The sequence below is a fragment of the Thermosulfurimonas dismutans genome (assembly GCF_001652585.1).
In the GTDB taxonomy this organism is placed as follows: Bacteria; Desulfobacterota; Thermodesulfobacteria; order Thermodesulfobacteriales; family Thermodesulfobacteriaceae; genus Thermosulfurimonas; species Thermosulfurimonas dismutans.
In genome coordinates this window covers 20649-45396 of the sequence record NZ_LWLG01000017.1, presented here as the reverse complement: position 1 = coordinate 45396, position 24748 = coordinate 20649, and the positions used below count along the sequence as shown (strand labels likewise).

The window sequence follows — 24748 nt, the reverse complement described above, 5'->3', positions numbered from 1 at the left end:
GGGACCATGGACAAGGCCTCGTCCACTATCCCGGAAAACGATGGCACCTCGGAGTCCGGATTCTTGCCCGAACCCATCTCCAGAAGCACGTAGGCCCGATCCCTCTCCGAAAACTCCGTAGAAAGCTCAAGATCCACCGCCGCGGCCGCATAGGTCTTGTCTTCATCTCGCATGACTATGTCCGACTGCCCTTGAGGCTCTCTTCCGGCATGCGCATGGATGTTGGCCAGGTGCTTGTCCACCCCCACGAGGCCCTGCACCAGACCCGCAGCCGTAAGACCAACCTCAATCCGGTCGTACCACTTATCTCCGGTTTCGGAGGTTTCCACTTCTACGGCCGGCCGCTCCACCCTTTCGTATTCCGCAAGACGTCTTTCAAGCTCGGATACCCTCTGCGAAAGCCTCCGGTTCTCCTCTATCACCTGCCGCAACATCTGTTTCAACTCCTCCACCTCCGGGGAGATGGCTAAAACCTTCCCCGTAAAACCCAGCCAAAAAATCACCGTCAACCCTATAACCATTGCCAAGATATTACTTTTCCTCTGGTTCATCTTATACCTCCTCCTTTTTTATTTTTATTGATTTTCTTTCTCATTAAATAGACAAAAAAATTTAAGGTTTTTGGGTTTTAGCCGGACAATTTTTGGCGGAGCAACCGCAACACGGACCACCCTCGCGTAAAAACCGCCGGATCTTTCGTCCCAAAAGCCACAAACCAGTTGCTACGATAACCCCGAAAACAGCGTCCATAGTCCCCATGCCTTAACCCCCATATCCGAGAAGTTTCCCGGCCTGGTAGAGGAAATAAGTAAGACCATAGGCCAGGGCAAAATGTGAGATCAACATAAGCCCTGTCAGGCGGAGACTACGAAATTCCATATAAAAGGCCGCCAAAACTACCATGCACGGCACATATAACAGGACAAAAACCATGAAAGCGTAAGCCGAAAGGGGGGTGAAGACTTCTCGTATTCTTGAAAGCAGCGAAGCCTCAGCTTCGTCCGGTTCAAGGCTTACCGGATAAAGCCCGGCCAAAAGATTACGGCCGGCCTCTACGAAGGCCAGTGGCAATCCCTTGAAGACCTCGCCCCAACTATGGCTTGGGAATTCCTGAGGGATTTCGTCTTCTTCCGCTGAGCTCAAGCCGTATATTTCACCCATAGTGCTCACCACCACTTCTTTAGCTAGAAAACCCGTAACCAGAGAAGCAGCTGCTTCCCAGTTACCGAATCCCAGAGGGCTGAACACCGGGGCTACCGCCTTGCTTAGGCGCCCCAAATAGGATTCCTCTAACCCTTTCGCTCCTGGTGGGAGATGAAATAGGAACCAGACCGCTATAGACATCGCAAGAATGTAAGTTCCAGCCTTAACAACGAAGTGACGGGTCTTCTCCCAAGTATGAACCAGGAGATACTTCGCCCTAGGGAGACGGTAGGGAGGCAGTTCCATTACAAAAAAGGTGGCCTCTCCCCGGAAGAGAAGCCTTTGCAGGATGGCCCCCAGCAGGAGGGCCGCGCCTATCCCAACCATGTAAAGGGACCAGATTACCGTTCCGGCTCGCGAGCCGAAAAAGGCTCCTGCAAAAAGGACATATACGGGAAGCCTTGCTCCACAGGACATGAGCGGAGCGAGGAAGGCCGTAAGGACGCGATCTCTCCGAGATTCGAGCACTCGGGTGGCATAAACCGCGGGTACATTACAACCAAAGCCGAGAAGGAGCGGGATGAAGCTCTTCCCGTGAAGCCCCACGGTATGCATGGCTCGATCCATTACAAAGGCCGCCCGCGCGAGATATCCACTTCCCTCAAGAAAGGTGATGAGAAACATCATGGCAAAGATTACCGGTAGAAAAACCGCTACTGTGCCTACTCCCGCGACTATTCCATCCAGCACCAGTGATTGGAACCATTCGGGTGCTGAAAGTTTATAAAGGCCCCAGGCCAGGGTTTCGGTAAAAGCCCCGGCAACGAGGCCATCGAGCCAGTCCACGAAGGGAGAAGACAAATCAAAAGCTAGTTTGAAGAGTAGCCACATCATAGCCATAAATACGGGAAGCCCGAGGTAGCGGTTAAGAAAAAGGCGATCCAGTTTCTCCGAAAGGTCTGGACGTGCATCCTCTTTATGGACACTTTCCCTCACTATGCCAGAGGCTATACCGTAACGAACTTCGGCCAAGACCTCCCCCAGTTCTCCGTGGGCCGAGAGGAGATGTTTGACCATCGGAAGATCGGGAAGCTCTCGTATACCCGTCTCCTCGCTGACCTTCTGGTCTCCTTCAAGGAGCTTGATAGCCAGCCATCGGGTCGGATATTTGCCGAGAACAGCCGATCCTTTTTTAAGCAACCAGTCTTCCACTTCCGAGATCGCTTTTTCTACCTCCTCCCCGTAGCTTACGTGCCCGTCCAATTTCGCAACGCTTCCGGCGATCCTCACCGCGGTCTCAAGGGCCTCTCTCACCCCTTCGCCCTTTACCGCCACTGTGGGCACCACCGGGATTCCGAGGAGCTTTTCCAGTTTTTCGACCTCTATTCGCAACCCTCTTTTTAGGGCCTCGTCATACATGTTTAGTACTAATACTACGGGTCTTCCGGTTTCGATGAGCTGGAGGGTAAGATAGAGGTTCCTTTCCAGATTGGTGGCGTCTACCACATTCAGCACTACATCAGGCCTTTCCTTTACTAGAAAATCACGGGCTATAATCTCTTCAGTACTGAAGGGACTTAGGCTGTAGGTGCCGGGGAGGTCCACCAGGCGAACCTTTACATCGCCTACTTCGAGCCGGGCCTCCTTCTTCTCTACCGTGACCCCGGGCCAATTTCCGACTTTGAGCCTTGTGCCTGCGATGGCATTCACGAAGGTGGTCTTTCCGGTATTGGGATTGCCGGCCACCGCTACTACTATTTCTTTGCTCATGAGACCACCTCCACCAAGATTTCATCGGCTTCCTCCTTACGGAGGGAGAGCCGGTAGCCCTTAATTTTTACTTCCAGAGGATCACCCAACGGGGCTACCCGTTCCACCGTAATAGGCTCTCCGGAAAGGACTCCCATATCGAGCAATCGCTTTCTAAGGGCTGGGAAGCCCTGGCCGAGCCTAATGATCTTTACTTTCATGCCGGGACTAACTTCTGAAAGTTTCATGATTTCACCTCCTCCCCGATTCGGTTGACCAGGATACGGGCGGCCTGGCCGCGCCCTAGAACGAACCGGCTATCTCCCACCTTCAAGACCACGGGACCGCAGCCCCGATTTTCCATGACCTCCAGCACCTGTCCCCGGTAAACCCCAAGGACCTCAAGCAATCTCTCTCCGCATCCCTTGCCTTCGCCACCTCTGCGAGAGCGCCCTCTGCCCTGACAATGCCGATGCCTGTGACAGTGCCGGTGTCCATATGCGAGCCCTTTTCCACCTCCCCTTTTTTCTCCTCCCCCGGGAAGGATCTCGCACACCTCCCCCCTTTCTCCTGGCTTCAGTTCTAAAACAGTAACGGCTCCGCCTTTCATGTCCCCACCTCCTTTAATATTATTGATTTTTATTTGCAATAACTAATAGCAAAAATTCCAAGTATGTCAATAGATGTTGAAAGTCGAAATCGATACTGAAACTAATTTCTAATAATGATTAGTGTGTGGAGAAGGTAGAGGTATATCCTGTTTTGGGAGGGTCTTTTTCTTATGCCTAGCCACCGCTGAGGGCTAGGGCTGGATCAGGAACGTCCTCCGTGACACGACCATCTACCGGACTTCGACTTCTTCCCAACCCAAGACCATTGCCCGGATGTGATTGTACCAAGGCCGAGTAGTAGTGGTCAGGTAGATGTGGAGAATGAAAAAGAGGAGAAAGGCGTAGGCTCCTAGAAGATGCCAATATACCGTTCCAGAAAAAGTGGCCTTGATTCCGAGTTTCGGCCACCATTTATAGAGGAAAAGCATCCCACCGGTGACAAACTGAAGAGGATAGAGAAATATTTTTAAAAAAAGATAAACTATACGCTGAAGAGGGTTGAGTTTTTGGTCTGGCCGCTTTTCAAAGGGGTGGGCCTCTCTTCGGAATATTCCCACGGCATAATAGTAGCAAATTTGTGGGATTTTTTCCTTTACCGGCCAGTAATGCCGCCAACTTCCAGTGGTAAGATGCCAAAAAATGGAAAAGGCTGTGAGTATCAGTAGTCCGGCGGCGCAATACACGTGTAGGTAATAGGCTTTCTCGAAGCCCCATATCCTCAAGCTTCCATGAATTTCAAAGCCCGAAAGGAGTAGAAGAACGATAAGAAAGGCCTGAGTCCAATGCCAGAAGCGTTCAAATCTGGGGTAGAGGAAAATCTTTTCCTTCATGGCTTCCCCCCTATCTTCTTTTTAAGGACATAACCATACGGAACAGACCATGAACCGTGACTAGGAACAGAGTTAGAACACAAATAAAGATCCCAATCCGGTCCACCCACAGGAAGCTGTCCCGTCCGGGGATATAGATACCGGTGATCTTTTCCATACGTCCCCCTTGCCTCACGTGACATTCCGCACATTTGAGGGCCTTTTCCTTGGGCGGAATCATGTGAGAAAGGGGGATATAGTGAACCGTTTCGATAAAAGCCACTTTTCCGCTGAAGGGAAGTCCGGCTTCGGTCATACCTGCGGTTACGGCTTTCTGCCAATCGTATTCCGTCCAGAAGGCCCCACTTCCCTTGTTTCCAAAGAGTTTGGGGATAACCATGGTTCTCTTTACGGGATCAAAGGGTTGCCGTCCGTAATGGGGTTTAAAGGGAAAGATGCGGGATTGCGGATCGTCTGGTTCCCCTGCCGGGGCGATGAGCAGCACCTGGCCTTTGGCGTTAAGTCTCAGAGGCTCTCCAGCCAGGAGATATCGCATGGTGCCGTTATACCAATGATATTCTGGCACTAGATTTTTGCCCCATTTGAGGGTTCCCTTCTTCGTGTGGTAAATAGGTCTTCCCAGAGGCCCCTTTTCCACGATGGGTTTTCCATTTTTAAACCTTCCGGCGGTTGACCAGTCCCAGTAGATATTGGTAGGAAGGCCGCGGCCATAGAAGGGAATATGGCAAGTCTGACAAGCCAATCGATCCGTATGGTCGTTTAATTTAAGATGTTTCAGACTGATAAGTTTCTTTTCGGCCCTGTGTGGACGGCGGCCATGACAGGACTCACAGCGCACCCGATGTCCGTCATCCTTTGGGAGGGCGAACCTTCGGGCCCCAGGAGCCGGGGTATCGTAATGCCGACCATCGATTTCGTGGGCCACAGTAGTATGACAGGTGGCACAGGTGAAATTTAACCCTTCGGCATCCATGTGGACGTCAAGCTCTCGGCTCGGAGCCCTGAGGGTGGAGTCGAGATCGCCTCGCTTCACACCATCGCCACCGCCGGAATAAAAATGGCACTTTCCACAGGACTCCCGAGAGGTACGACCCACGTGCTGGGCTACATAAGAGAGATTCACCGCCTTAAAGAGTTTCTTGCCTGCAAAGAGCTTATCCTTCAGGGGAGGATAACCACAATCCGTGGGGAACTTTTTGTAAGTCCCGGTGGTGTCGTGACAAACCAGACAATCGATTTTTTCTGGAGCGAAATCGAAATGTCTGTCTTTCCAACCGTAACCTGCGTGACAGCTGGTGCACCTGCACCAGTTGGATGTAACCGCCACTCAGAAATTATTTATTACCCAAGACTTCCCTAGGAGGCGCCCATCCTTCCCCTTCCAGGTCCAGGTATAATGCAAAGTCCCGCCAAACTGTTCTCCGGCTTTATTGTGGCAGGAAAGACAGGCCTTGGTTACCTCCTCCGGGGTCTTAAAATCCTTTTTTAGGCTTTCGAATTTCGAGTGATCAGCGGTTGAAGCCGGTGGTTTGAAATAACTGCGCTCCCCGGAAGAAATCTGGCCGCTCCAAACAGAGGAAACCATAAGCAATAAAGCCAAAAGAATCCACCCCCCCATTTTCTCTCTCCTTGTTGAAATTTAGTCTCCAAAAAAATAATAGAAATGGAGTGATGAATGTCAAGCACGCAGCCACCAGAAGAGGTTCCTTTTTAAAGATGGGCGCTTGAGTTTGGAATACTAAAGTGTGAGGGTTAAATCTCATTAATTTGAGATCTCTTAAGGATTGTTTGAGGACGTTTTAAGGAACAGTTCCATTTTTGAGATGGAATCTCAAAAAAATCTTTAATTTTAGGGGAGGGGGACCGAGTTCTGGTGGAGGGGGTGGAAAGGGAGCGGCCATGCGGGTTATCTTCAGGGCAGCCCGGTCGAGTATACGATGCCCGGAGCCCTTTACTATTTTTACGGAAAGGAGTTTTCCTTCGGCCGAGATTTCGAGGAGAAGTCCCACCCGGCCCTCGTAGTTCCGCATCCGGGCTAGTCGAGGGTAGTACCGTTTTTTTTCGATACGGGCAAGGATCATGGCAAGATAAGATGTCTTTATCTCTGCCCTTGAAGGCCCGGTTGAAGGGGAGGGAGCCCCGCGAACTTGCGCGGGATGGTCATTCGTAAGGTGGGTTTTCTCCTTAGAGGAAGTTCCCGAAAGCCTTTGGGCCTCAGTTTTTGTTTCGGCCTCCTCGGGCTCCGGAGGTCCTGGTGGAGCTTTCTCCTGATGAACTTCTTGGGGGCTCTTGGAAGATTTTTGGGGGTCTCGAGTTTTGGACTGTGGCCTTTTGGTCTTTTTGGGGGTGGGGCTTCTGACAATTTTTTTCGGGATAGGTCTTGCGGAAGTCTTTTTTGGAATAGGTTTTTCGGAAGCCTTTCTGGGGGGATGTGGTCTCTTTTTCGAGGGGTTCGGTTTTTTGGTCTGAGAGGGGTTTTGGGTTGCCAGTGAGGGGGATGAAGGTGTGGATGGTAAATGGAAGGAGAGGAGGATCTTCTTCCCATCCGGGGAGGCCTTTTCGGCCCTTCCGATTCGGGGAATGTTTACCCAGAGGAATAACGAGAGATGAAGGACCAGAGAGATCGCCAGAGTCAGGATTAAGAGGCGGTTTAGTTTCACGGTTCTGCGGGTTTCTCCGTAGCCAGGCTGAGAGTTTTGGCCCCGGCAAGCCGAGCGGCATCCATGGCGGAAACCACAGCCTCAAGCGGGGCCCTCCGATCGGCCTCAATCTCAACCTTTTTTTCCGGAGTTTTTGAAAGTTCCTCGGCAAGGGCTTCCAGCAGCTCTGCCCCGTTCATTTTTCGGCCCTGAAAGTGTATCTCGCCCTTCTGATCCACGTAAACGGTAAGGGGAGCTTTAATGGCCCTGCCGGAGACCGCCTTCGGAAGATCCAGTTTAAGGCCCTCCCGGTTGATAAAGCTTGAGGTCAGGAGGAAATAAATCAACAGGAGGAACACGATGTCAATCAAGGCCGTAAGTGGAAGGGTAACCGTGGGTCTTCGGCGAGTTTTAATGCGAAGCATGACGGCTCCTCTCTTTAAGGGCTTTTAATAGAAGGGTGGCGGCCTCCTCCATCTCGTTTTCTATGCGGGAGAGCCGGCCTTCAAGGTAAGAGAGTCCTATCATTACCGGGATAGCCACCGTGAGGCCCGCTGCCGTAGTAAGCATGGCCTCCCAAATACCTCCGGCAAGGTGTGAGGGCGTGACCCGTTCCCCCAAGGCCTCTACGGTTTGAAAGGCCTTGATCATGCCGATTACGGTACCGAGGAGCCCCAGAAGCGGGGCCAGGTTTCCTATAAGGGCCAAGAGTCCGAAATACCGGGAAAGGCCAGCGAGTTCTCTTTCCACCGCCGAGGCAAGAAGCCTTTCCACGGTCTCCACATCTGTAAGCCCCATGGAGAGTCCCTCATAGAGCATACGGCCCACGGCTCCTCCTTCTCGGGCGGACTCCCGTCTGGCCCCTTCAAGATCCCCGGTAAGTACTTTCTCAGCTACTCTTTCTACAAGTCCTGGATCCCTCGAGGCCGCCCGGAAAAGCCGGACGAGTCTTTCAAAAAAGACCGCAAGCCCGAGTACTGAACACCCCAAAAGGGGCCATATCAGAACCCCGCCTTTCTCTATCAACCACCATAGACTCATAGGACCTCTCCAAGTCTTTACGTTTACTTATCTTACCCTTGACATCCATTTTTGGTCTCGTTACTCTTTGTGTTACAAATTTTAAAAAAGTGATACAAAAAATCAAGGAGGGGGAGATGCTAACCAGACTGGGACTGTTGATCTTGATTCTCGTTGCCATGGGCTCGGCATGGGCCGAGGAGGAAGAAGTCCCGGAAGTGGTGGTCACGGCCACTAGGGTGCCGCAGGCAGTCTCCGAGGCCCCGGCTGCAGTGAGCGTGATCACCCGTAAGGACATGGAAAAAAAGAATCTTCAGACCCTGGACGAGGCCCTCAAACACGAGGCCGGGGTCTTCGTGCACCGCAGGAAAGGGCTCATGGATACCATAGCCTCGGTGGAGCTCCGGGGACTGCCCCGCCAGGGGCGGACTCTGGTTCTGCTTGACGGTATTCCGGTAAACGACGGCTATTCAAATAGCGTCCGTTGGGCTACCCTTTCGCTGGACGAAGTGGAAAGGGTGGAGGTGGTACGGGGGCCCTTTTCCTCCCTCTGGGGCGGAAACGCCATGGGAGGGGTCATCAATATCCTTACCCGTCTTCCGGAAAAGTTTACCTTTTCGGCCACGGGCGGACTGGGGGAGGATGTAACCCGCCGCTGGCGCATAAGCATGGGAGACCGGGTGGGGCGTCTGGCCTTTCTCGCCGGCTACGAAGAGGACCGCACGGAGGGGTATCCCACGGTCCCGGTATTGAAATCGCCTAAAACCGGAACCGGAACCCTGATTGGGGGCTACCCCACCACCGATCCCACCGGAGAAAAATTGCGCTGGGTGGTGGGAGACAAGGGAGATCAACGGGGTGAACGCTGGAACTATCACCTGAAGATCGGGATTGATGTAAGGGATGAGGGCGAAGTAAGGCTCGGGTTCCAGCACGGGGTGCAGCGCTACGATTACGGCCATCCTCACACCTATCTGACCGATCCTGCCGGAAAGCCGGCCTTCTCCGGAACGGTGAGTATTCCAGGAGGACTTGCGGCCTCGGTTTCTCCTTATGACTTCATCTCCTATGCCGGTCTCGGGGACTATCAGACGAGCATCGTCTCCCTCAACTATCGGGATGTCTTCGGAAAACTCGAAACCGAATTCAACTTTGGCTTTCTGAGGAGGGACGGATACTATACAAAACCCTACCGAGGCGGGGACTACTACACCGCTTCCGGAGAAAAGAACGAGAGCGATAGTGAAACCTATTATCTAGATGTGAAGGGCAATCTTCCCTTAGGAGAAAGCCACCTCCTTACCGCCGGTCTTACCCTGCGGAGGGATTGGTCGAATGTAGAGAGTCATAAACTGGTTTTCTATCGGGATGAGGACTCCGAGGAGGAAAAGCTTTATCTTTCTCGGGGAAAGAGCCGCGCGCTCGGGCTCTTCGTGCAGGACATCTGGACCGTAAGAGAGGATCTCTCCCTTTACCTGGGGCTGCGCTATGACCACTGGTGGACCTATGACGGTAAGGCCGGTGACGTTGGGGCCGTTGAAGGATACGACGATCGGGACGACGGGGCCTTCTCCCCGAAGGCGGCCCTGGTCTGGCGTCCAGACGGTTCCACTAACCTGAGACTTTCGGTCGGCAAGGCCTTCCGTCCCCCCAACCTTTATGAGCTCTACCGCACCTGGAGCTGGTACGGGCGCACCTACCGCTCAAATCCCGATCTTGATCCCGAGACCTCCTGGACCGTGGAGGTAGGGGGAGAGAGGTGGTGGTTCGGAAAGCGCCTGCGTCTTAGCGCCTCTCTCTTCCGTACCTGGATGGAGGACTTCATCTACCGGGCCTATTATTCCGATACCAAGGAATACATCTGGACCAACTCCGGGGAAGGAGAGATCCTGGGATTTGAGGGCGAGCTTGAACTCAAACCCTTTTCCTGGCTTTCCGCTAAGGTTAACTACACCCGCAACGACACCAAGATCACGGACAATCCGGCCAAACCCGAATCCGAGGGTAAACGTTTCGTTGGCGTTCCGCCCTGGATCTGGAATTTCGAGCTCTCGGCTAACCCCCCCCTCCCCGGAAATCTACCTGGGCTCAAGTTCTCCATCTTTGGCCATTATGTAGGTAAGGTCTTCCGTTACGACGACAACTCCGACAAGGCTGAAGGCGTTTACGGGACTTCGGAGGAATACTTCGTGGCCGATGTCAAGGTGAGTCTTACCTGGCACAAAGCAACCCTCTCTTTTTCTGTCAACAATGTTTTTGACGAGGATTACTACGACTACTACCAGGCCCCGGGAAGGACCTGGTTTGCGGAGTTGAAGTTTGAATACTGAGGTAGGGATTAAAAAAGGATGCTTTTCTTAGATCTTGAACTCAAAACCATTGTCCATAGACACGGTCATCTCTGCCCTTACCTGGCCATAGGCTGGAGGGTGGGTCTCGTATTCAGGACCTATATCCTGGAAAGGTCCTTAGAGGATTTTTCCGTGTGTGCCTATAACCGGGGCTGTGCCGCAAGGGCTCTGGAATTGATGGGATTTCCTGCCTTTTCCGAGGATATGGATGAAGAGGTTTACAGTCTCCTCAACGCTCGCGGGGAAAATCTTCTTTTCCTCCGGACAAGAAGGGCCTTTGTCCGAGCGCCCGAAAAATTACGGGACCTTGAGAGTAAGATCTTGCGCCAGATCATAACTCTTCAGGAAAAGGAGGAGTACCTTCTTCTTTTTAAAAATTGGATAGAAGAAATACTTTCGGCTCCAACCTATAGACTTTTCCGAATTTCGGGGAAGGAGGGGGGTAATTATGAAGATTGTAATTTGTGGTAAGGGAGGAAGCGGTAAGAGCACTCTTACCGCCTTATTGGCCGAGTTTTTAGCAGAACAAAACCGGGGGGTGCTGGTAGTGGATGCGGATGAATCCAATCCCGGGCTTCACCGGCTGCTCGGTTTTGAGAGTCCTCCCCGCACCCTAATGGATCTTCTGGGAGGCAAGGATTCCGTCCGAGAAAAGCTGAGGCGGAAAATCCGGGAAGGAAAAGAGGAGGTGAGTCTTTTTGAAAAGGAGAGGATCTTTCCTGAGGATATCCCGAAGGACTTTCGGCGGCAGAGGGGTAACTGCCTGCTGGTAGTGGTAGGGAAAGTCGTTGAGGCCCGAGAGGGTTGCGCTTGCCCGATGGGAGTAGTGGCCAGGGAGTTCATGAAGCGGCTTGAAACTCCTTCCGGAGAGATCGTGCTGGTGGATACCGAGGCCGGGGTGGAACACTTCGGAAGGGGGCTTGAGACCGCGGTAGATGGGGTGCTTGCAGTAGTTGAACCCTCCTTAGAGTCGGTGATGCTCGCCGAAAGGATCAGGGACCTTGCGACCGGCTCCGGAGCTCGTTTTATGGGAGTGGTTTTGAACCGGCTTACCCCCGAGGCCGAGGCCATTGTGGAAGAGGAGATCGGGAAGAGGCATCTTCCGGTTTTAGGAAGGTTCTGGGTGAGACCGGAGTTCACCGCAGCCTCTCTTAGGGGCGAGAGGCTTCCTCTGTCCGGAGAAATCCGGGAGGAGTTGGTCCACATCCTCCAAGGTATTCAGAGCCGTATCCTTGAGAAGGACATGCTGTCATGAAGGTGAGGCTCGCGCTTCTTTTCATAATTATTTTGTTGGGCCTTGAGGTTGCTCTGGCTGCCCCGCGCACCCTAGTGGTCAGAGATGCTTCCGGTCGCAAGGTTGAGGTGCGGGTTCCGGTAAGGAGGGCGGTTTTCCTCATTGGCTACGAGCTCATTCCCTATCTCGATCTCTGGGACCAGACGGTAGGGATTAGCCTCTGGGCCAAACGATATAGTGATCTCCTTAAAGAAGTCGGCGCAGAAAGGCTAAAGGAGATTCCTTCGGTGGGAACGGCTACCCAGGCGAATCTGGAGGCCCTGGCCCTCTTTTCCCCGGATCTCATCGTTACCTGGACCTATCGCCCGGAAACCCTTAAGGTCCTTGAGGAGTTCGGTCAGAGAAATCAAACGGCGATTATCGCCATCTCTCCGGAGAGCCTGAAGGATCTGCGCTCTACCATGAGGCTTCTGGCCGAACTCTTTGGCAAAGAGGAACGTCTCCTACGAGTGAACCGGGCCATGGAGGAGGTCTTCTCACTTATCGATAAACGTCTTTCGGACCTCAGGGAAAACGAAAAGAAACGGGTCCTCTGGCTCTGGGGGGACCATTGTCACTGCCAGGTGGCCGGCGGAAGAGGGGTGGTGGCGGACATTTTGCGCCTTGCCGGCGGGAAAAATTGTGCCGAGGCCCTAGATCATCCCTATCCCAGGGTCTCTCCCGAAAGGATTGTCCTTTGGGACCCGGAGGTCATTTTCATTTGGGGAAACGCCTCCTACGGAGCGGAGGACATCCTCCAGGACCGGAGGCTGGCCGCGGTTGCGGCCGTAAAACACGGAGCCGTCTACAAGGCCCCTGCCTGGTCCACCTGGTCGCCTAGGGTGGCTCTGATAACCCTGTGGGTGGCCATGAAGATCTATCCCGAAAGGTTTCGCGGGATTTCTTTCAAGACCCTAGTAGAGAGGTTCAACAGGAATGCCATCTAAAATCCTCCCTTCCCCAAAAGGCCTTTGGCGGAAGGAGGCCTTCATTGTAACGGCAAGTATCCTGGCGATTTATCTCTCTCTTTCCCTGGGACCGGCGGGTTTTAAACCCGGTTTGGCTCTCAAGGTCCTCTGGGTAAAACTCTGGGAGGGAGATTCCGGAATAAGTCCCGGAATTTTAAATATTTTTTGGGAGATCCGAACCCCTAGGGTCCTGCTCGCGGCCCTGGTAGGGGCGGCTCTGGCCTCCTCCGGGGCGGCCCTTCAAGCCGTCTTTCGTAATCCGTTGGTAGATCCTTATCTCTTAGGTCTTTCCGCCGGGGGAGCGCTGGGGTGTGCGGTGGCCGTGGCTTGGTTGCCGCGGGTACCGGTATCGCTGGCGGCCTTTCTTTTCGCTTATCTGGCCGCTTTTCTGACCTATGGGGTAGCCCGGCTATCTGGAGAGGTCTCCCGTATAAGTCTAATTCTCTCCGGGATTATCGTCTCCGCCGGGCTCATGGCCCTGGTCTCCCTCATAAAATTCATGGTGGATCCGCACCGCATGGCCGAAATCGTGACCTGGATGATGGGAAGCTTCGCTTTGAGCACCTGGGAGGTCGTCAAGCAAACCTTTCCACCCGTGGCCCTAGGCCTTGCAGGGCTATATCTGCTGAGATTCCGGCTAAATCTCCTTTCCCTTCCGGAGGACGAGGCCAGAAGCCTGGGAGTCTCGGTGGAGAAGGAAAGGGCTGCCGTTATGGGCCTTGCGGCCCTAGTGGTGGGGGCCGGTGTGGCCGCAGCCGGTATTGTGGGCTGGGTGGGATTGATGGTGCCCCACCTGGTTCGGCTCTCGGTAGGACCGGACCATCGACGGCTGATTCCCCTTTCCATGTGTACCGGAGCAGGCCTCTTGGTGGTTTCTGACACTCTGGCCCGTACGCTTACCGCCTTTGATCTCCCGGTAGGCATCATTACCTCTCTCACCGGTATTCCTTTTTTTATCTATCTCCTCAAACAACAACGGACCGGGGGCTGGGAGTATGCTTGAGGTCCGTGACCTCTCCTTCGCCCAGATTCTTCAGGAAGTGAATTTGACCCTGCACAAGGGGGAATTTGTGGTCCTTCTCGGACCTAATGGAGCCGGGAAAACTACTTTGTTGAAATGCCTTCTGGGGCTCTATACCCCGACGAGGGGCGAGGTTCTCGTTTGCGGGCGGCCCCTGAAACACCTTACCTACAAAGAGAGGGCCCGTCTCCTGGCCTATGTTCCCCAGTCCTATCATCCGGTCTTTCCCTATACCGTGCTAGAATTTGTCCTGCTGGGACGCACTCCTCATCTCGGATTTCTCTCTCGTCCTGGAAAAAGGGATGAGATCAAGGCCCGGGAAGTGCTCCGAAGTCTAGGACTTGAGGCCCTTGTCCGCCGTCGCCTTACGGATCTTTCCGGCGGTGAGCGCCAGCTGGTGCTTTTCGCGAGGGCCCTACTTCAGGAGGCTCCGATCTTTCTTCTTGACGAACCTACCGCCAATCTGGACCTGAAACACCAGATCGAAGTCCTCACCACCGTCCACAGACTCGCCGGAGAAAGGGGGCTTACAGTGGTAGCCACCCTTCACGACCCAAATCTGGCCTTCGGTTTTGCCGATCGGGTAGTCCTTATCAAAAAGGGACGGATACTTGCGGAGATGAACCCCCGGAAACATCCTAGGGCTCAGGAACTTTTAGAAGAACTCTATGAGATTCCCCTTGAGATCCTCTATTTTCGTGGCTATCCCTTGGTATCCCTCACTGGAGCCTTCCCGGGAAATCCTCTCGGAGGTGAAAACCATGAAAATCGGGGCCATTTTATGGGCTAGTTATGTTCCCGTCCTTGTAAGAGCCGCTGCAAGACTCAGGGATCTGGGCCTTGAGGTCAGGATTTTCTCTTCCCGCACCCTCGAGACCCATCCCGAAAAGAGGGAGGAGGCCCTTCTCGAGCTTGCCCAGGCGGATATTATCCTCCTTTACCGCTCCGGGGATTCTTTCTGGGAGGAGATGCTTCCTCGCCTTGCCGAGCTGGGGAAAACCCGTCCCCTGGTATCCCTGGGATACGATCCCACTTATTTAACACTTTCTAATGTCTCTCCGGAGGTGGTCCAGAAGGCCCTGCGCTATGTTATCTATGGAGGGGAAGAAAACTTTGCCAACCTCCTCCTATATCTAGCCTCCGGGCTCGGGGGCCTCGATGTTTCCCATCGGGACCCCGAGCCCCTTCCTATGGCCGGTATATATCACCCTCGGGCCCCTAAAGTCTTTACCGACACCGGGGAATACCTCGCGTGGTACCGGCCCTCCCCGAAAACTCCCCTTGTAGGGATCCTTTACTCTCGTCACAACTGGGTAAACGGGGAAATGGAGGTGGAGAGGGCTTTGATAGAGGAATTTGAGGCTCAGGGGCTTGGGGTTGTACCGGTGTTCAGCTATAGCGTAAAGGACGAGAGTCTCGGAAGCGAGGGTCCGGGGGAGGCGATAAGAAAATTTCTGCTGGCCGATGGGCTTCCCCGAATAGAGGCCCTGATCAAACTTATCCTTTTCTTCCTGGGAAGTACCCGGGAGAAGGACCTTTCGGATCCTTCGGTTTCTACCTCCGGGGTGGAGGTCCTTCGCCGGCTTGGAGTTCCGGTATTTCAGCCGGTAGTGGCTTACTATCGCACGGTGAGCGAGTGGGAAGAGGATCCCCAGGGACTTTCAGCAGAGGTCGCCTGGTCGGTAGCCCTTCCGGAATTTGAGGGAGTCATAGAGCCCCTTTTCATTGGTGCTATGAAAAGGGAAGAGGATCCCTTGACCGGGGCCGTTTTGGAACGTCGAGTCCCGGTGAGGGAGAGGGTTCAGAGGCTGGTAAAGAGGGTCAAGGCCTGGATTGAACTTCGTCGCAAACCTCCTGCGGAACGCCGGGTGGTCTTCGTGTTGCACAATAACCCCTGTGCCTCGGTGGAGGCCACGGTGGGGTCCGGGGCCCATTTGGATACCCTTGAGAGTGTGGCCCGGATCCTGAAACGTCTCAAACTGGAGGGCTATCGTGTTGAGGGAGAGCCCGAAAACGGAAAGGAATTGATTGATCTGATCCTCAAAAGGAAGGCTATTTCGGAGTTCCGGTGGACCACGGTGGAGGAAATTGTGAAAAAGGGAGGCGCCCTGGCTATGGTCCCGCTTGAGGAATACCTCCCCTGGTGGGAGGAATTCCCGGAAGGAGTTCGCCTGCGGATGAGAGAGGCTTGGGGAGACCCTCCGGGGGAGGAGAAGAACGGTGTACCCGCGGCCATGGTCCATGATGGAAAGATCGTGGTTACCGGGCTTCGTTTCGGAAACGCGGTGGTCTGCGTTCAACCCAAGCGGGGCTGTGCCGGGCCGCGTTGTGATGGGAAGGTATGCAAGATCCTCCACGACCCCGAGGTTCCCCCTCCCCACCAGTATGTGGCCACCTACCGCTGGCTCGAGAGGGTCTTCGGGGCGGATGTGATCATCCATGTGGGCACCCACGGCAATCTGGAATTTCTTCCGGGAAAGGGGGTAGGGCTCTCTGCGGCCTGTTTTCCGGATCTCTCCATTCACGAACGGCCCCATCTTTACATTTATAATTCTGATAACCCCCCGGAGGGCACTATCGCCAAACGGCGAAGTTATGCCGTTCTGGTAGATCACCTGCAGACGGTACTTGAGGCCGGAGAGCTTTATGAGGGTTATCTTGAGCTGGATCGACTCCTTGAGGAATACGAAAAGGCGGCTGCCGGAAGTCCAGCACGGGCCCACGAGATACTTCACCGTCTGGTTGACCTTGTTCGGAAAACCGGTCTTGACCGAGAGGTGAAACCCTCGAAGGAGACTGAGCCGGAGGAGTTTATCCGCCGCATTCACGAGGCCCTAACCCGCCTGCGAAGTACCCAGGTGCCCAAAGGTATGCACATCTTTGGAGAGATTCCCCGAGGCGAAAAACTGGCCGAATTTATACGAGCCGTTCTGCGCTACGATTCTGGGGAGCCTTCGGATCTTCGGCGGGTAATGGCCCGGGCTCTGGGTTTTCGGCTGGAGGATCTCCTGAATGATCCCACCAAAGGTCGGCTCCTTGAGCGGGTGGAGAAACTATCCGGAAAATTCGTCCGCGGCGTCCTTGAGGGGGAAAAGGCCAGAGAAGTTCTCGTCCGTCTCTGCGGAAAGGAGGCTGTAGAGAGGGTTCCTATGGAACACCTGGAAAAGCTGGCCTCCCGGATAAAGGATCTTAGAAGCCGCATAGAGGCCTCGGACGAGATGGGGGCTTTACTTTACGGGATTTCCGGAGGCTACATCCCTCCCGGGCCCTCCGGGCTCATAACCCGCGGCCGGGATGACATTCTTCCTACCGGAAGAAATTTTTACTCCCTTGATCCTGAAAGGGTTCCCACGAAAGCGGCCTACGCCGTGGGCGTCAAGCTGGCCGAGGCCCTCCTTGAGAAATTCCGGAAAGACGAGGGGCGGCTCCCCGAAAACGTAGCTTTTTACTGGATGTGCACGGACATCATGTGGAGCGAAGGGGAGGTCATGAGCCAGATACTTTACTTACTGGGGGTAAGACCGGTATGGCTCCCCAACGGCCGGGTAAAAGGGCTTGAGGTCATCCCGCTTCACGAACTCGGTCGCCCCCGCATAGATGTCACGGTAAGGGTTTCCGGAATCACCCGGGACAATTTTTCTCGATGTCTGGAGCTGGTGGACGAGGCTGTGTGCCTGGTGGCGGAGCTTGAGGAACCCCTGGAGATGAACTTTGTGCGCAAGCACACCCTGGAACGGCTTGAAAAGTTGGGAGGCAAAAAGGACGCCTTCCGCAGGGCCACCTTTCGGATCTTCGCCTCTCCTCCGGGTACCTACCAGTCCGGGGTGAACCTTGCGGTTTACGCCTCGGCCTGGAAGACTGAGAAGGATCTCGCCGAGGTCTTCCTATACTGGAACGGCTACGCCTACGGAAAAGGCGTCTTCGGAGAGAAGGCCCACCGGGAATTTGCCGAAGGCCTGCGCACGGTAGAGGCGACCTTCAACAATTCCTTCACCGATGAATACGATCTTTTCGGTTGCTGCTGCTACTTCGGTACCCACGGCGGACTTACGGTGGCCGCAAGGGAACTCTCCGGGAAAAAGGTAAAGGCCTACTACGGTGATACCAGGGAGAGGGCGGCGGTTGCGGTTCGTGACCTTGCCGATGAAATCCGGCGGGTGGCAAGGGCTAAACTCTTGAATCCGCGCTGGATAGAAGGCATGAAGCAACACGGCTACAAGGGAGCGGCGGAGATCTCCAAACGCATCGGACGCCTATTCGGCTGGCAGGCCACCACCGGCGAGGTTGACGACTGGATCTTCGACGAAATTACCCGTAAATTTGTCGTAGACAAAGAAAATCGGGATTTCTTTATGAAACACAACCCTTACGCCCTGGAAGAAATCGCCCGAAGGCTACTTGAGGCCGAGAAGAGAGGTCTCTGGAGGCCGGAGGCTGGTTTACTTGAAAAATTGAGAGACGCTTACCTTGAGCTCGAAGGACGACTCGAGGATGCGATAGGAGAGACCGAAGGCGGTTTTCAGGGCGGGGCCGTGGATATGTATTCCGTAGATGAGGTAGCTGAATGGCAGGCGAGAATGAAGGATCTCCGCAAGGAAATCGGAGAGATATGGAAATGACCAAGAGGCTCTATCCCCTTTCGGCCATTGTAGGGCAGGAAGAAATGAAGCTTGCCCTTATGCTCTGCGCGATAAACCCGCGGCTTTCGGGGGTGCTCCTTTCCGGAGAAAAGGGCACGGGCAAGTCCACCGCAGGCCGGGCCTTAGCTCGCCTCATCGAAGGCCCTTTTGTGAATCTTCCCCTTTCAGTAACGGAGGAACGATTGACCGGTCATCTTTGCCTGGAGGAGGCCTTAAAGCACGGTCGAAGGGTCTTTGTCCCTGGCCTTTTCGCTCAGGCCGAGGGCGGAGTGCTTTATGTGGACGAGATAAATCTTTTGCCTCCATCCATCGTTTCCCTCTTGCTTTCCGCCTCGGAGTCCGGGCGATTCCTCTTGATCGGTTCCATGAATCCCGAGGAGGGTCCCCTTTCACCGCAACTCCTTGACCGTTTCGGTCTCTATGTGGAGGTCTCTGCCGAAAGGGACCCGAGCCTGCGGGTTGAGATCCTGAGACGACGCCTCTTCTGGGAGATGGATCCCGAGGGTTTTGAGGAGACCTTTGCGGAGGAGGAAAGGGGGCTCCGTGAGGAAATCTTAAAGGCCAGAAGCTTGCTTCCCGGGGTCAGGATTTCTGGCTACCTTCGTGCCCTCATAGCACGGCTTGCGCTTGAGGCCGCCGCGGCTGGTCACCGGGCGGAAATTTTTCTTTTAGAGGCCGTTCGGGCCCACGCGGCCCTAAAGGGCCGCTCCGAGGCCACCCCCGAGGATGTGGAGTCCGTGGCCGAACTGGTTCTCGCCCACCGGAGACGGGAGAGATCACGGGGCAGACCTAAACCTCAGCCCGAAAGTAAGCCCGGGGAAGAAAACAAAGAAGACCGCAAGCCTCCTGAAGAGAATTCCTCCCCGAGGGAAAAAGAGGCCCCTAGAGGTCGTTCTCACGAAACGCCGACGGAGGGGCAAGATAGAGGAGAGAACAGTCGTACCGATACAAAATTTGCCGAACCCGAGGAGGTAAGGCCCGAAGAGGGCGAGGACAAAGTCTTTTCCGTGGGAGAGATCTTCCGGGTGAGGGAGTTTAGCGGTCATCGCGAACGGCCACAGCAGGTCAAGATTTTCGGTAAGAGATCTAAGGGATTTTCTCTTACCGGAAGGGGATATTTCGTAAGGGCTGTTCCCTATAAGGGGGAGGGGGAGATAGCCCTTATCCCCACCTTTCTTTCGGCGGCCTTAAAACAGAAGATCCGCGGTGGTGGTCCCGGAAGGTTTGTAATCCGTAAGGAGGATCTGCGGGCCAAGCTCAAGCTGGTGAGAAGCTCTCGCCTCGTGGTCTTCTGTGTGGACGGCTCGGGTTCCATGGCCGCCGAGGCCCGCATGAGGGAAACCAAGGGTGCTATTATGAGTCTCCTCCTTTCGGCCTATCAGAGGCGGGACCGAGTGGCCCTTATGGTGTTCCGCGGGGATAAGGCCCGGATTGTTCTCCCGCCTACCAATTCTGTGGATCGGGCCGCAAGGGTCCTTTCGGAGCTTGCGGTAGGAGGCTCAACCCCGCTTCCCGCCGCCCTTAGCGAACTTTACCGATTGCTTGAAGAGATACGTCGAAAAGATTCTCGGCTCCTCACTACCGTCATTCTAATCACTGACGGCCGAGGTAATGTTAGCCTTACCGGGAAACCACCGCGGGAGGAAATCGAGGTCTTGGCCGGAAGACTTTCGGCGAACTTTCCGCAGACCGAATTCGTGGTGGTAGATACCGAAACAGGGGGCTTAAGACTTGAAATGGCCCGGAGGCTCGCCGAACTCCTTTCTGCCCGTTACTTTACCCCTGAAGCCCTCCGGGCTGATAGACTTTACGAAATTGCGAGAGGTGAACCATGAAGAGATACCTTTTTCCTTTTACCGCCATCGTAGGTCAGGAGGACATGAAGTTAGCTCTGCTTCTTAACGTGATTGACCCCGGAATCGGGGGAGTCCTCATTCGGGGTGAAAAGGGCACCGGTAAATCTACGGTGGTACGGGCCCTAGCGGACATCCTTCCGGAGATAGAGGTAGTGGAGGGTTGTCCTTTTTCCTGCGATCCGGACTCACCCGAAAGCCTCTGTCCTTTCTGTAAAGAGCGCCTTGAGAAGGAAGGCCGGCTTCCCCGCACGAGGCGAAAGGTGCGGGTGGTGGAGCTTCCGCTCTCAGCCACCGAGGATCGCCTGGTGGGAAGCATTGACCTCGAAGCGGCCCTAACCCGGGGAGAGAGACGCTTTGAGCCCGGCCTTCTGGCCGCCGCCCACCGGGGTTTTCTCTATGTGGACGAGGTAAATCTTTTACCGGATCACTTGGTGGATACCCTCCTCGATGTGGCGGCTATGGGGATGAATTACGTGGAAAGGGAAGGGGTAAGTTTCTCTCACGCCGCCCGTTTCGTCCTGGTGGGTACCATGAATCCAGAAGAGGGAGAACTTCGTCCCCAACTCCTTGATCGTTTCGGTCTCTGCGTGACGGTCGAGGGCTTAAAAGACCCAAAGGCCAGGGTGCTCATCATGGAGCGCTGGGAGGAATTTGCGCGGGATCCTGAAGGGTTCAAAGAAAAATTTCAGAGTGAAACCGAAGCCTTGGTCGCCCGTATCGTGGAAGCCAAGGAGAGGCTTCCGGAGGTAAGGCTTCCAGAGGAGATGCTTTATGCCATCGCCAAAAAGACCATAACGCTGGGGGTTGACGGGCACCGAGCCGATCTTACCATGGCCCGTGCGGCTAGGGCTCACGCGGCCTTTTCCGGGAGGACCGAGGTCACCGAGGAGGATCTCAGGGTGGCCGAACGCCTGGCCCTACCTCATCGTCTCCGCCGTAAACCTTTTGACGAAATTGCTTAATTTCCTTTATCCAGCCGAAGAGGCCGAATATTAACAAAAGTCCTATAATAATACTTATTTTGCGCGATAATAATGTGCTTTTTCTAGCTTCGGTGATTTGAGTATTTTCTACCGGTTTCTCCGGAGAAATACTTGTTATATTTGCGGAAAGATCGAGCTTGTGTCCGAGTTCATCCGAGATCACTACTCGCCACTTTCCGGGTACATCGGGTACGAAAGCGATACGACCATTCCGGTCTGTTCTTCCAGATTGAAATTTGATATTACTATCAGGGGCATAAACCTCTACTTTTGCATAACTCATCGGTTCTCCGGTGTCATACCAGGCGGTAACAACAACCGCCCCACGGAGATATTCAATTTCTCCTTCAACTCCGTGAGCAAGGACTTCTCGCGAAGCTAGAAATAAAAATAAAATCAAAACTAGAATCCAAATGTTACGGAACATTTGTAACTTGCTATATCGGCTTTCTTTGGATCTGGATAGTGTTTCTCAACCTCGCTTTTAAGCAACCAGTTTACCCCACTCTTCAAAATTTTAATATTAGCTATGCCCCTCTTGTCTGTTTTGGTTGCCCAAGCATAGGTATCTTTAAATTTACTGAATCCCGCATAAGTAGCATACACCCAGGTGCGATAGGGTTTACCGTAAAATATTGCCTTTACCTGAAAGGTTTCTCCCTCTTTTAAAACCGAGGGATTAACCAGAGGAAGGATGTAAAAGCTAGAGTCTAGATTGTTAGGAGTATCAAATTTTTTAGATTTACCCACACTTATAATAGCGATCGCAGTAGTTTCAGACCACTTGGAATAAATAATTTCTTTGTCTTTTAACTCGTCTCTGGATTTATAGAAATAACCTTCCGTGGTTTTGGAAACAAAGTGTTTGGCGATAGCTACGGCTAAATAAATGCCGTTTTTGGTTACCTTTACTCTAACGGGCTGTGGTTTTCCGTCTTTTACGGGAATATTAAGAGGAATTTTTTGACCATCAGGATCTATCAAAAAGAGGGAGAGTTTCTTTACCATCTCCTCTCTAGGAGGGGTTGGTGTTTCGGGGAACTTGTGTCCCCAACCGAGGGTGATGCGGACCTCTTGTCCTTTTTTAGGGGTATAATCATCAACGTTTAACCACAGAAAGTGAGCATAGGTTTTAGGAATAAAGGCCAGCAGAAGAAAAAGACTTGTCAAAATACCAATCACAAATTTTTTCTTTATCTTCATAAGACACCCCCTTTAGTTATTTTTTGCGTACCTTTTTGGCCTACTATAATTATAGCTTTACCATATTTTCCTGAAGGTACATGAAACTTGTCTCCTTTTCTAACTCTAGAAGCAGCAATAATATAAGTCCCCTCTTTGCATTTTGTGCATTTAGATAAATCAATCTCTCCTATCAAACTTCCTTTTTTGTATTCTCTTTTCCTGTTACCCTTTATGCTTTCCCAAATATTTGTAACCGATTTTTTAACTCCTTCAGGAGTTACATATGAAAATTCACTTATATCTTTTTTTGGTATTAAAATATCTTCATAAGGAAAGTTATGACCAAACACAACTTTTATTTCAATGTTTTCCATAGAATCGAGATAATAATTTTGGGCTTGGAGCCAAAGATCGTGAGCTTTGACTAAACTACTGAAAACTAAAAGACACATAAAACTAAAGGGTACTATTAATAATTTTTTCATGTTTTTCCTCCTTTACCGATTAGGATTTAGAAATCCATCTTAAAGCGGGCCAGCCAAGTGGCTCCCCACCATTCACGATCTGGTTCACCATAATCAGAGTCAAAAATGTTATTGCCTTCCACGGACAAGGAGGCGTGCTTGCCGATTGTCTTGACGAGTTTCACATCCACAACGGAATAACTGCTGGTTTGCTCAGTATTAGTAGGATTGGTATACATTTCACTGACATATTGGATACCGATATCAAAGGATATTCCCAGAGGTTTATGCTTGAAAACTATATGGCCTGCCAGATTATGGTCAGGGATAAAGGTGAGTTCTTTACCGGTATCTTCGTCTTCCGTATCTAAATAGGTATAAGCTATATTAAACCATAAGACATCTTTAATTAAGGCTAACTTCAGGGCTACTTCTATACCCTGCGTGTAGGCTTCCTTAGCATTCCTAAAAGTTCTTATTTTTTCGACAACGCCGTCGTTATTGATGTCTTTATAGTCGTAATATCTTATAATCATATCTTCGATGTCGTTCCTGAAAAAAGTGATATTCCCCCAGAAGATATCGCCGATATTTCGTTCAATTCCCACGGAATAACCCCAAGAGGTTTCGGCCTCAAGGTCCGGGTTTGAAACATAGAAATAATCTCCGTGGGGATAGGGTTCGGTATAGAAGGCCTGTCTGATGGTGGGAGATTTGAAGCCTCTTCCTACGGAAGCCCTTACTCTGGTAGCCTCATCCAGTTTCACCAGGAGACTTACTTTGGGACAAAACTCCGTGCCATACCGGGAATGATGATCCAGACGGGCACCTGCCACCACCTCCATGGGAAACCCCATATGGAATTCGATTTCATCCTGGAAGTAGGCACTAGTGATATCAAGTTTTCTTTGTGAGAAGGTGTAATCCAATTCCTCTTGCCGATACTCGGCACCCAGGGTAACCAGATGACTCGTTTTTACGGGTTTGGTATAGCGGACCTCAAGGTCTCGATAGTACATATCTCCTTTATAGAGGGCGTAGGGATACGGATCCGTGCCGTAGGAGTCTGCATCGAATTTCCAGTCATAGTAATATCCCTTCACAATCAATTCCGAATCGTCATCGAAGATCATTTTGAGGTGAGGGGCGATGCGATATTTGTAGCCCTTTCTGTTTACTACGGTGTCCTGGGTCAGGTATTCGATCTTCCGTTCCTCTTCCTGGGCCGTAAACTTGAGTCCTAGGACGAGATTTGGATTTACCTCATAAGAGAAGTTAGATAAGAAACTTTCTCTTTTATAAGTTTCGTCTCGATAGGTCCTTACACCGTACTGTCCCATCTCTGATTCCTCACGGGAGGCCTGAAAGAGCACGCCCCAAGGGGCGGCCTTCGTTCCCCAGTAGAGATACTCCATGTTCGTCCAGTAACTCCCGTAACCTCCCTCGAAACCATAGATGGTTCTGTCGGGAGTAGGTTTGGTGATGATGTTTACTACACCCGCAAGGGCGTCGCTTCCGTAGAGGACCGAACTTGGGCCCTTGACCACCTCTATCTTTTCGATCATCTGAGGCGGTATCTGGTTAAGTCCTATCCCGGAATCCCCCATGCCCTCGCCTCTTACCCGTTCTCCATCAATCAGGATGAGTCCGTAGCCATCGTTGAAGCTCAGGCCCCTTATAGTTGCCCGCCAACTCGAAATGCCGGGGGCATCTTCGTCCCTGACAAATATCCCGGGAACGTAACGCAAGAGGTCACTTACGGTCTGAGCGCTGGAACGTTCAATTTCCTCCTTGGTTATTACCACCGTCTCTACTGGGACATCTTTCAGGGGGTGCGGGGTTTTGGTGGCTGTTATTACTACCTCCCCGAGACCCCAGGTGCTCTCCTCCGTGGACTTTTCACCGGCCAAGGCTCCGGAGGACATAGCTAGCCAGATACTGACTACCAGAAGAAACCATGAAAAACTTTTCGGCATCTCCGACCTCCTTAGTATTACGAATTTTATATTCGTAGC

Annotated in this window: 24 protein-coding genes; 10 read left to right on the top strand and 14 right to left on the bottom strand. The window is 52.8% G+C overall.

What is annotated here, in order from left to right; genetic code table 11:
- The 8 genes from TDIS_RS09375 to TDIS_RS11095 all read right to left on the bottom strand — a co-directional run.
- Positions 1-551 (bottom strand): hypothetical protein (locus TDIS_RS09375; protein ID WP_153303824.1); only part of this gene is annotated, 551 nt, incomplete at its 3' end.
- 61 nt (positions 552-612) lie between these two features.
- Positions 613-759, bottom strand: a complete 147-nt coding sequence (locus tag TDIS_RS11100) for a hypothetical protein (protein WP_153303823.1) — start codon at positions 757-759, stop codon at positions 613-615.
- 3 nt (positions 760-762) lie between these two features.
- On the bottom strand, positions 763-2913 hold the full coding sequence (feoB, locus tag TDIS_RS09370) for a ferrous iron transport protein B (protein ID WP_068671628.1): 2151 nt from the start codon (positions 2911-2913) through the stop codon (positions 763-765).
- Positions 2910-3140, bottom strand: coding sequence for a FeoA family protein (locus TDIS_RS09365; RefSeq protein WP_068671627.1), 231 nt, complete (start codon positions 3138-3140; stop codon positions 2910-2912). Before TDIS_RS09365 ends, feoB begins: the two co-directional genes overlap by 4 nt.
- Positions 3137-3502: a FeoA family protein gene (locus TDIS_RS09360; RefSeq protein ID WP_068671626.1), complete on the bottom strand. Its 366-nt coding sequence runs from the start codon at positions 3500-3502 to the stop codon at positions 3137-3139. Before TDIS_RS09360 ends, TDIS_RS09365 begins: the two co-directional genes overlap by 4 nt.
- A gap of 231 nt (positions 3503-3733) precedes the next feature.
- On the bottom strand, positions 3734-4333 hold the full coding sequence (locus tag TDIS_RS09355) for a cytochrome b/b6 domain-containing protein (RefSeq protein ID WP_068671625.1): 600 nt from the start codon (positions 4331-4333) through the stop codon (positions 3734-3736).
- A gap of 10 nt (positions 4334-4343) precedes the next feature.
- Positions 4344-5660 carry a tetrathionate reductase family octaheme c-type cytochrome gene (locus TDIS_RS09350; protein ID WP_208595697.1) on the bottom strand — a complete coding sequence of 439 codons (1317 nt, stop codon included), beginning with the start codon at positions 5658-5660 and terminating at the stop codon, positions 4344-4346.
- 472 nt (positions 5661-6132) lie between these two features.
- Positions 6133-6414: an energy transducer TonB gene (locus TDIS_RS11095; protein ID WP_153303821.1), complete on the bottom strand. Its 282-nt coding sequence runs from the start codon at positions 6412-6414 to the stop codon at positions 6133-6135.
- 235 nt (positions 6415-6649) lie between these two features.
- On the opposite strand from TDIS_RS11095, the gene TDIS_RS11090 reads away from it, so the two are divergent.
- Complete coding sequence (locus tag TDIS_RS11090) at positions 6650-6802, top strand: hypothetical protein (protein WP_153303820.1); 153 nt, start codon at positions 6650-6652, stop codon at positions 6800-6802.
- Between the two features lie 187 nt (positions 6803-6989).
- On the opposite strand, the gene TDIS_RS09340 is transcribed toward TDIS_RS11090, so the two are convergent.
- A complete protein-coding gene (locus TDIS_RS09340; RefSeq protein WP_068671623.1) occupies positions 6990-7397 on the bottom strand; it encodes an ExbD/TolR family protein in 408 nt (135 codons plus the stop codon).
- A complete protein-coding gene (locus TDIS_RS09335) occupies positions 7384-8013 on the bottom strand; it encodes a MotA/TolQ/ExbB proton channel family protein (RefSeq protein ID WP_068671622.1) in 630 nt (209 codons plus the stop codon). Before TDIS_RS09335 ends, TDIS_RS09340 begins: the two co-directional genes overlap by 14 nt.
- Before the next feature lie 116 nt (positions 8014-8129).
- Between TDIS_RS09335 and TDIS_RS09330 the strand changes: the two genes are divergently transcribed.
- The 9 genes from TDIS_RS09330 to TDIS_RS09290 are packed head-to-tail and all read left to right on the top strand — an operon-like array spanning position 8130 to position 21063.
- Positions 8130-10322, top strand: a complete 2193-nt coding sequence (locus tag TDIS_RS09330; protein ID WP_068671620.1) for a TonB-dependent receptor — start codon at positions 8130-8132, stop codon at positions 10320-10322.
- An 18-nt stretch (positions 10323-10340) separates the two neighbouring features.
- Positions 10341-10814 (top strand): FmdE family protein, encoded by a 474-nt coding sequence (locus TDIS_RS09325; RefSeq protein ID WP_068671618.1) that lies wholly within the window; start codon positions 10341-10343, stop codon positions 10812-10814.
- Complete coding sequence (locus TDIS_RS09320) at positions 10792-11598, top strand: ATP-binding protein (RefSeq protein ID WP_084271055.1); 807 nt, start codon at positions 10792-10794, stop codon at positions 11596-11598. The genes TDIS_RS09325 and TDIS_RS09320 overlap by 23 nt, the downstream gene beginning before the upstream one ends.
- Complete coding sequence (locus tag TDIS_RS09315; RefSeq protein ID WP_068671614.1) at positions 11595-12563, top strand: ABC transporter substrate-binding protein; 969 nt, start codon at positions 11595-11597, stop codon at positions 12561-12563. The genes TDIS_RS09320 and TDIS_RS09315 overlap by 4 nt, the downstream gene beginning before the upstream one ends.
- On the top strand, positions 12553-13587 hold the full coding sequence (locus TDIS_RS09310; RefSeq protein WP_068671612.1) for a FecCD family ABC transporter permease: 1035 nt from the start codon (positions 12553-12555) through the stop codon (positions 13585-13587). The genes TDIS_RS09315 and TDIS_RS09310 overlap by 11 nt, the downstream gene beginning before the upstream one ends.
- The gene (locus TDIS_RS09305) at positions 13580-14395 is read left to right on the top strand and encodes an ABC transporter ATP-binding protein (RefSeq protein ID WP_068671610.1); all 816 of its coding nucleotides are present in this window, start codon (positions 13580-13582) and stop codon (positions 14393-14395) included. Before TDIS_RS09310 ends, TDIS_RS09305 begins: the two co-directional genes overlap by 8 nt.
- A complete protein-coding gene (cobN, locus tag TDIS_RS09300; RefSeq protein ID WP_068671608.1) occupies positions 14367-18224 on the top strand; it encodes a cobaltochelatase subunit CobN in 3858 nt (1285 codons plus the stop codon). Before TDIS_RS09305 ends, cobN begins: the two co-directional genes overlap by 29 nt.
- Positions 18221-20080, top strand: coding sequence for a VWA domain-containing protein (locus TDIS_RS09295; protein WP_068671632.1), 1860 nt, complete (start codon positions 18221-18223; stop codon positions 20078-20080). Before cobN ends, TDIS_RS09295 begins: the two co-directional genes overlap by 4 nt.
- Positions 20077-21063 (top strand): magnesium chelatase ATPase subunit I, encoded by a 987-nt coding sequence (locus TDIS_RS09290; protein WP_068671606.1) that lies wholly within the window; start codon positions 20077-20079, stop codon positions 21061-21063. Before TDIS_RS09295 ends, TDIS_RS09290 begins: the two co-directional genes overlap by 4 nt.
- On the opposite strand, the gene TDIS_RS09285 is transcribed toward TDIS_RS09290, so the two are convergent.
- The 4 genes from TDIS_RS09285 to TDIS_RS09270 are packed head-to-tail and all read right to left on the bottom strand — an operon-like array spanning position 20996 to position 24709.
- Entirely contained in the window at positions 20996-21511 is a 516-nt protein-coding gene (locus tag TDIS_RS09285) for a carboxypeptidase-like regulatory domain-containing protein (RefSeq protein WP_068671604.1), read from the bottom strand. The two genes, TDIS_RS09290 and TDIS_RS09285, sit on opposite strands and share 68 nt — an antisense overlap.
- Positions 21487-22287, bottom strand: coding sequence for a DUF4198 domain-containing protein (locus tag TDIS_RS09280; RefSeq protein ID WP_068671602.1), 801 nt, complete (start codon positions 22285-22287; stop codon positions 21487-21489). The genes TDIS_RS09285 and TDIS_RS09280 overlap by 25 nt, the downstream gene beginning before the upstream one ends.
- Entirely contained in the window at positions 22284-22754 is a 471-nt protein-coding gene (locus TDIS_RS09275; RefSeq protein ID WP_068671600.1) for a DUF4198 domain-containing protein, read from the bottom strand. Before TDIS_RS09275 ends, TDIS_RS09280 begins: the two co-directional genes overlap by 4 nt.
- A gap of 26 nt (positions 22755-22780) precedes the next feature.
- On the bottom strand, positions 22781-24709 hold the full coding sequence (locus TDIS_RS09270; RefSeq protein ID WP_068671598.1) for a TonB-dependent receptor plug domain-containing protein: 1929 nt from the start codon (positions 24707-24709) through the stop codon (positions 22781-22783).
- Positions 24710-24748: the final 39 nt, after the last annotated feature.

Excerpts from the sequence above, each read along its gene's own strand:
- TDIS_RS11100 (WP_153303823.1), bottom strand. The coding sequence starts at position 759 with ATGGGGACTATGGACGCTGTTTTCGGGGTTATCGTAGCAACTGGTTTG.
- feoB (WP_068671628.1), bottom strand. The coding sequence starts at position 2,913 with ATGAGCAAAGAAATAGTAGTAGCGGTGGCCGGCAATCCCAATACCGGA.
- TDIS_RS09365 (WP_068671627.1), bottom strand. The coding sequence starts at position 3,140 with ATGAAACTTTCAGAAGTTAGTCCCGGCATGAAAGTAAAGATCATTAGG.
- TDIS_RS09360 (WP_068671626.1), bottom strand. The coding sequence starts at position 3,502 with ATGAAAGGCGGAGCCGTTACTGTTTTAGAACTGAAGCCAGGAGAAAGG.
- TDIS_RS09355 (WP_068671625.1), bottom strand. The coding sequence starts at position 4,333 with ATGAAGGAAAAGATTTTCCTCTACCCCAGATTTGAACGCTTCTGGCAT.
- TDIS_RS11095 (WP_153303821.1), bottom strand. The coding sequence starts at position 6,414 with ATGATCCTTGCCCGTATCGAAAAAAAACGGTACTACCCTCGACTAGCC.
- TDIS_RS09340 (WP_068671623.1), bottom strand. The coding sequence starts at position 7,397 with ATGCTTCGCATTAAAACTCGCCGAAGACCCACGGTTACCCTTCCACTT.
- TDIS_RS09335 (WP_068671622.1), bottom strand. The coding sequence starts at position 8,013 with ATGAGTCTATGGTGGTTGATAGAGAAAGGCGGGGTTCTGATATGGCCC.
- TDIS_RS09330 (WP_068671620.1), top strand. The coding sequence starts at position 8,130 with ATGCTAACCAGACTGGGACTGTTGATCTTGATTCTCGTTGCCATGGGC.
- TDIS_RS09325 (WP_068671618.1), top strand. The coding sequence starts at position 10,341 with ATGCTTTTCTTAGATCTTGAACTCAAAACCATTGTCCATAGACACGGT.
- TDIS_RS09320 (WP_084271055.1), top strand. The coding sequence starts at position 10,792 with ATGAAGATTGTAATTTGTGGTAAGGGAGGAAGCGGTAAGAGCACTCTT.
- TDIS_RS09315 (WP_068671614.1), top strand. The coding sequence starts at position 11,595 with ATGAAGGTGAGGCTCGCGCTTCTTTTCATAATTATTTTGTTGGGCCTT.
- TDIS_RS09310 (WP_068671612.1), top strand. The coding sequence starts at position 12,553 with ATGCCATCTAAAATCCTCCCTTCCCCAAAAGGCCTTTGGCGGAAGGAG.
- TDIS_RS09305 (WP_068671610.1), top strand. The coding sequence starts at position 13,580 with ATGCTTGAGGTCCGTGACCTCTCCTTCGCCCAGATTCTTCAGGAAGTG.
- cobN (WP_068671608.1), top strand. The coding sequence starts at position 14,367 with ATGAAAATCGGGGCCATTTTATGGGCTAGTTATGTTCCCGTCCTTGTA.
- TDIS_RS09295 (WP_068671632.1), top strand. The coding sequence starts at position 18,221 with ATGACCAAGAGGCTCTATCCCCTTTCGGCCATTGTAGGGCAGGAAGAA.
- TDIS_RS09290 (WP_068671606.1), top strand. The coding sequence starts at position 20,077 with ATGAAGAGATACCTTTTTCCTTTTACCGCCATCGTAGGTCAGGAGGAC.
- TDIS_RS09285 (WP_068671604.1), bottom strand. The coding sequence starts at position 21,511 with ATGTTCCGTAACATTTGGATTCTAGTTTTGATTTTATTTTTATTTCTA.
- TDIS_RS09280 (WP_068671602.1), bottom strand. The coding sequence starts at position 22,287 with ATGAAGATAAAGAAAAAATTTGTGATTGGTATTTTGACAAGTCTTTTT.
- TDIS_RS09275 (WP_068671600.1), bottom strand. The coding sequence starts at position 22,754 with ATGAAAAAATTATTAATAGTACCCTTTAGTTTTATGTGTCTTTTAGTT.
- TDIS_RS09270 (WP_068671598.1), bottom strand. The coding sequence starts at position 24,709 with ATGCCGAAAAGTTTTTCATGGTTTCTTCTGGTAGTCAGTATCTGGCTA.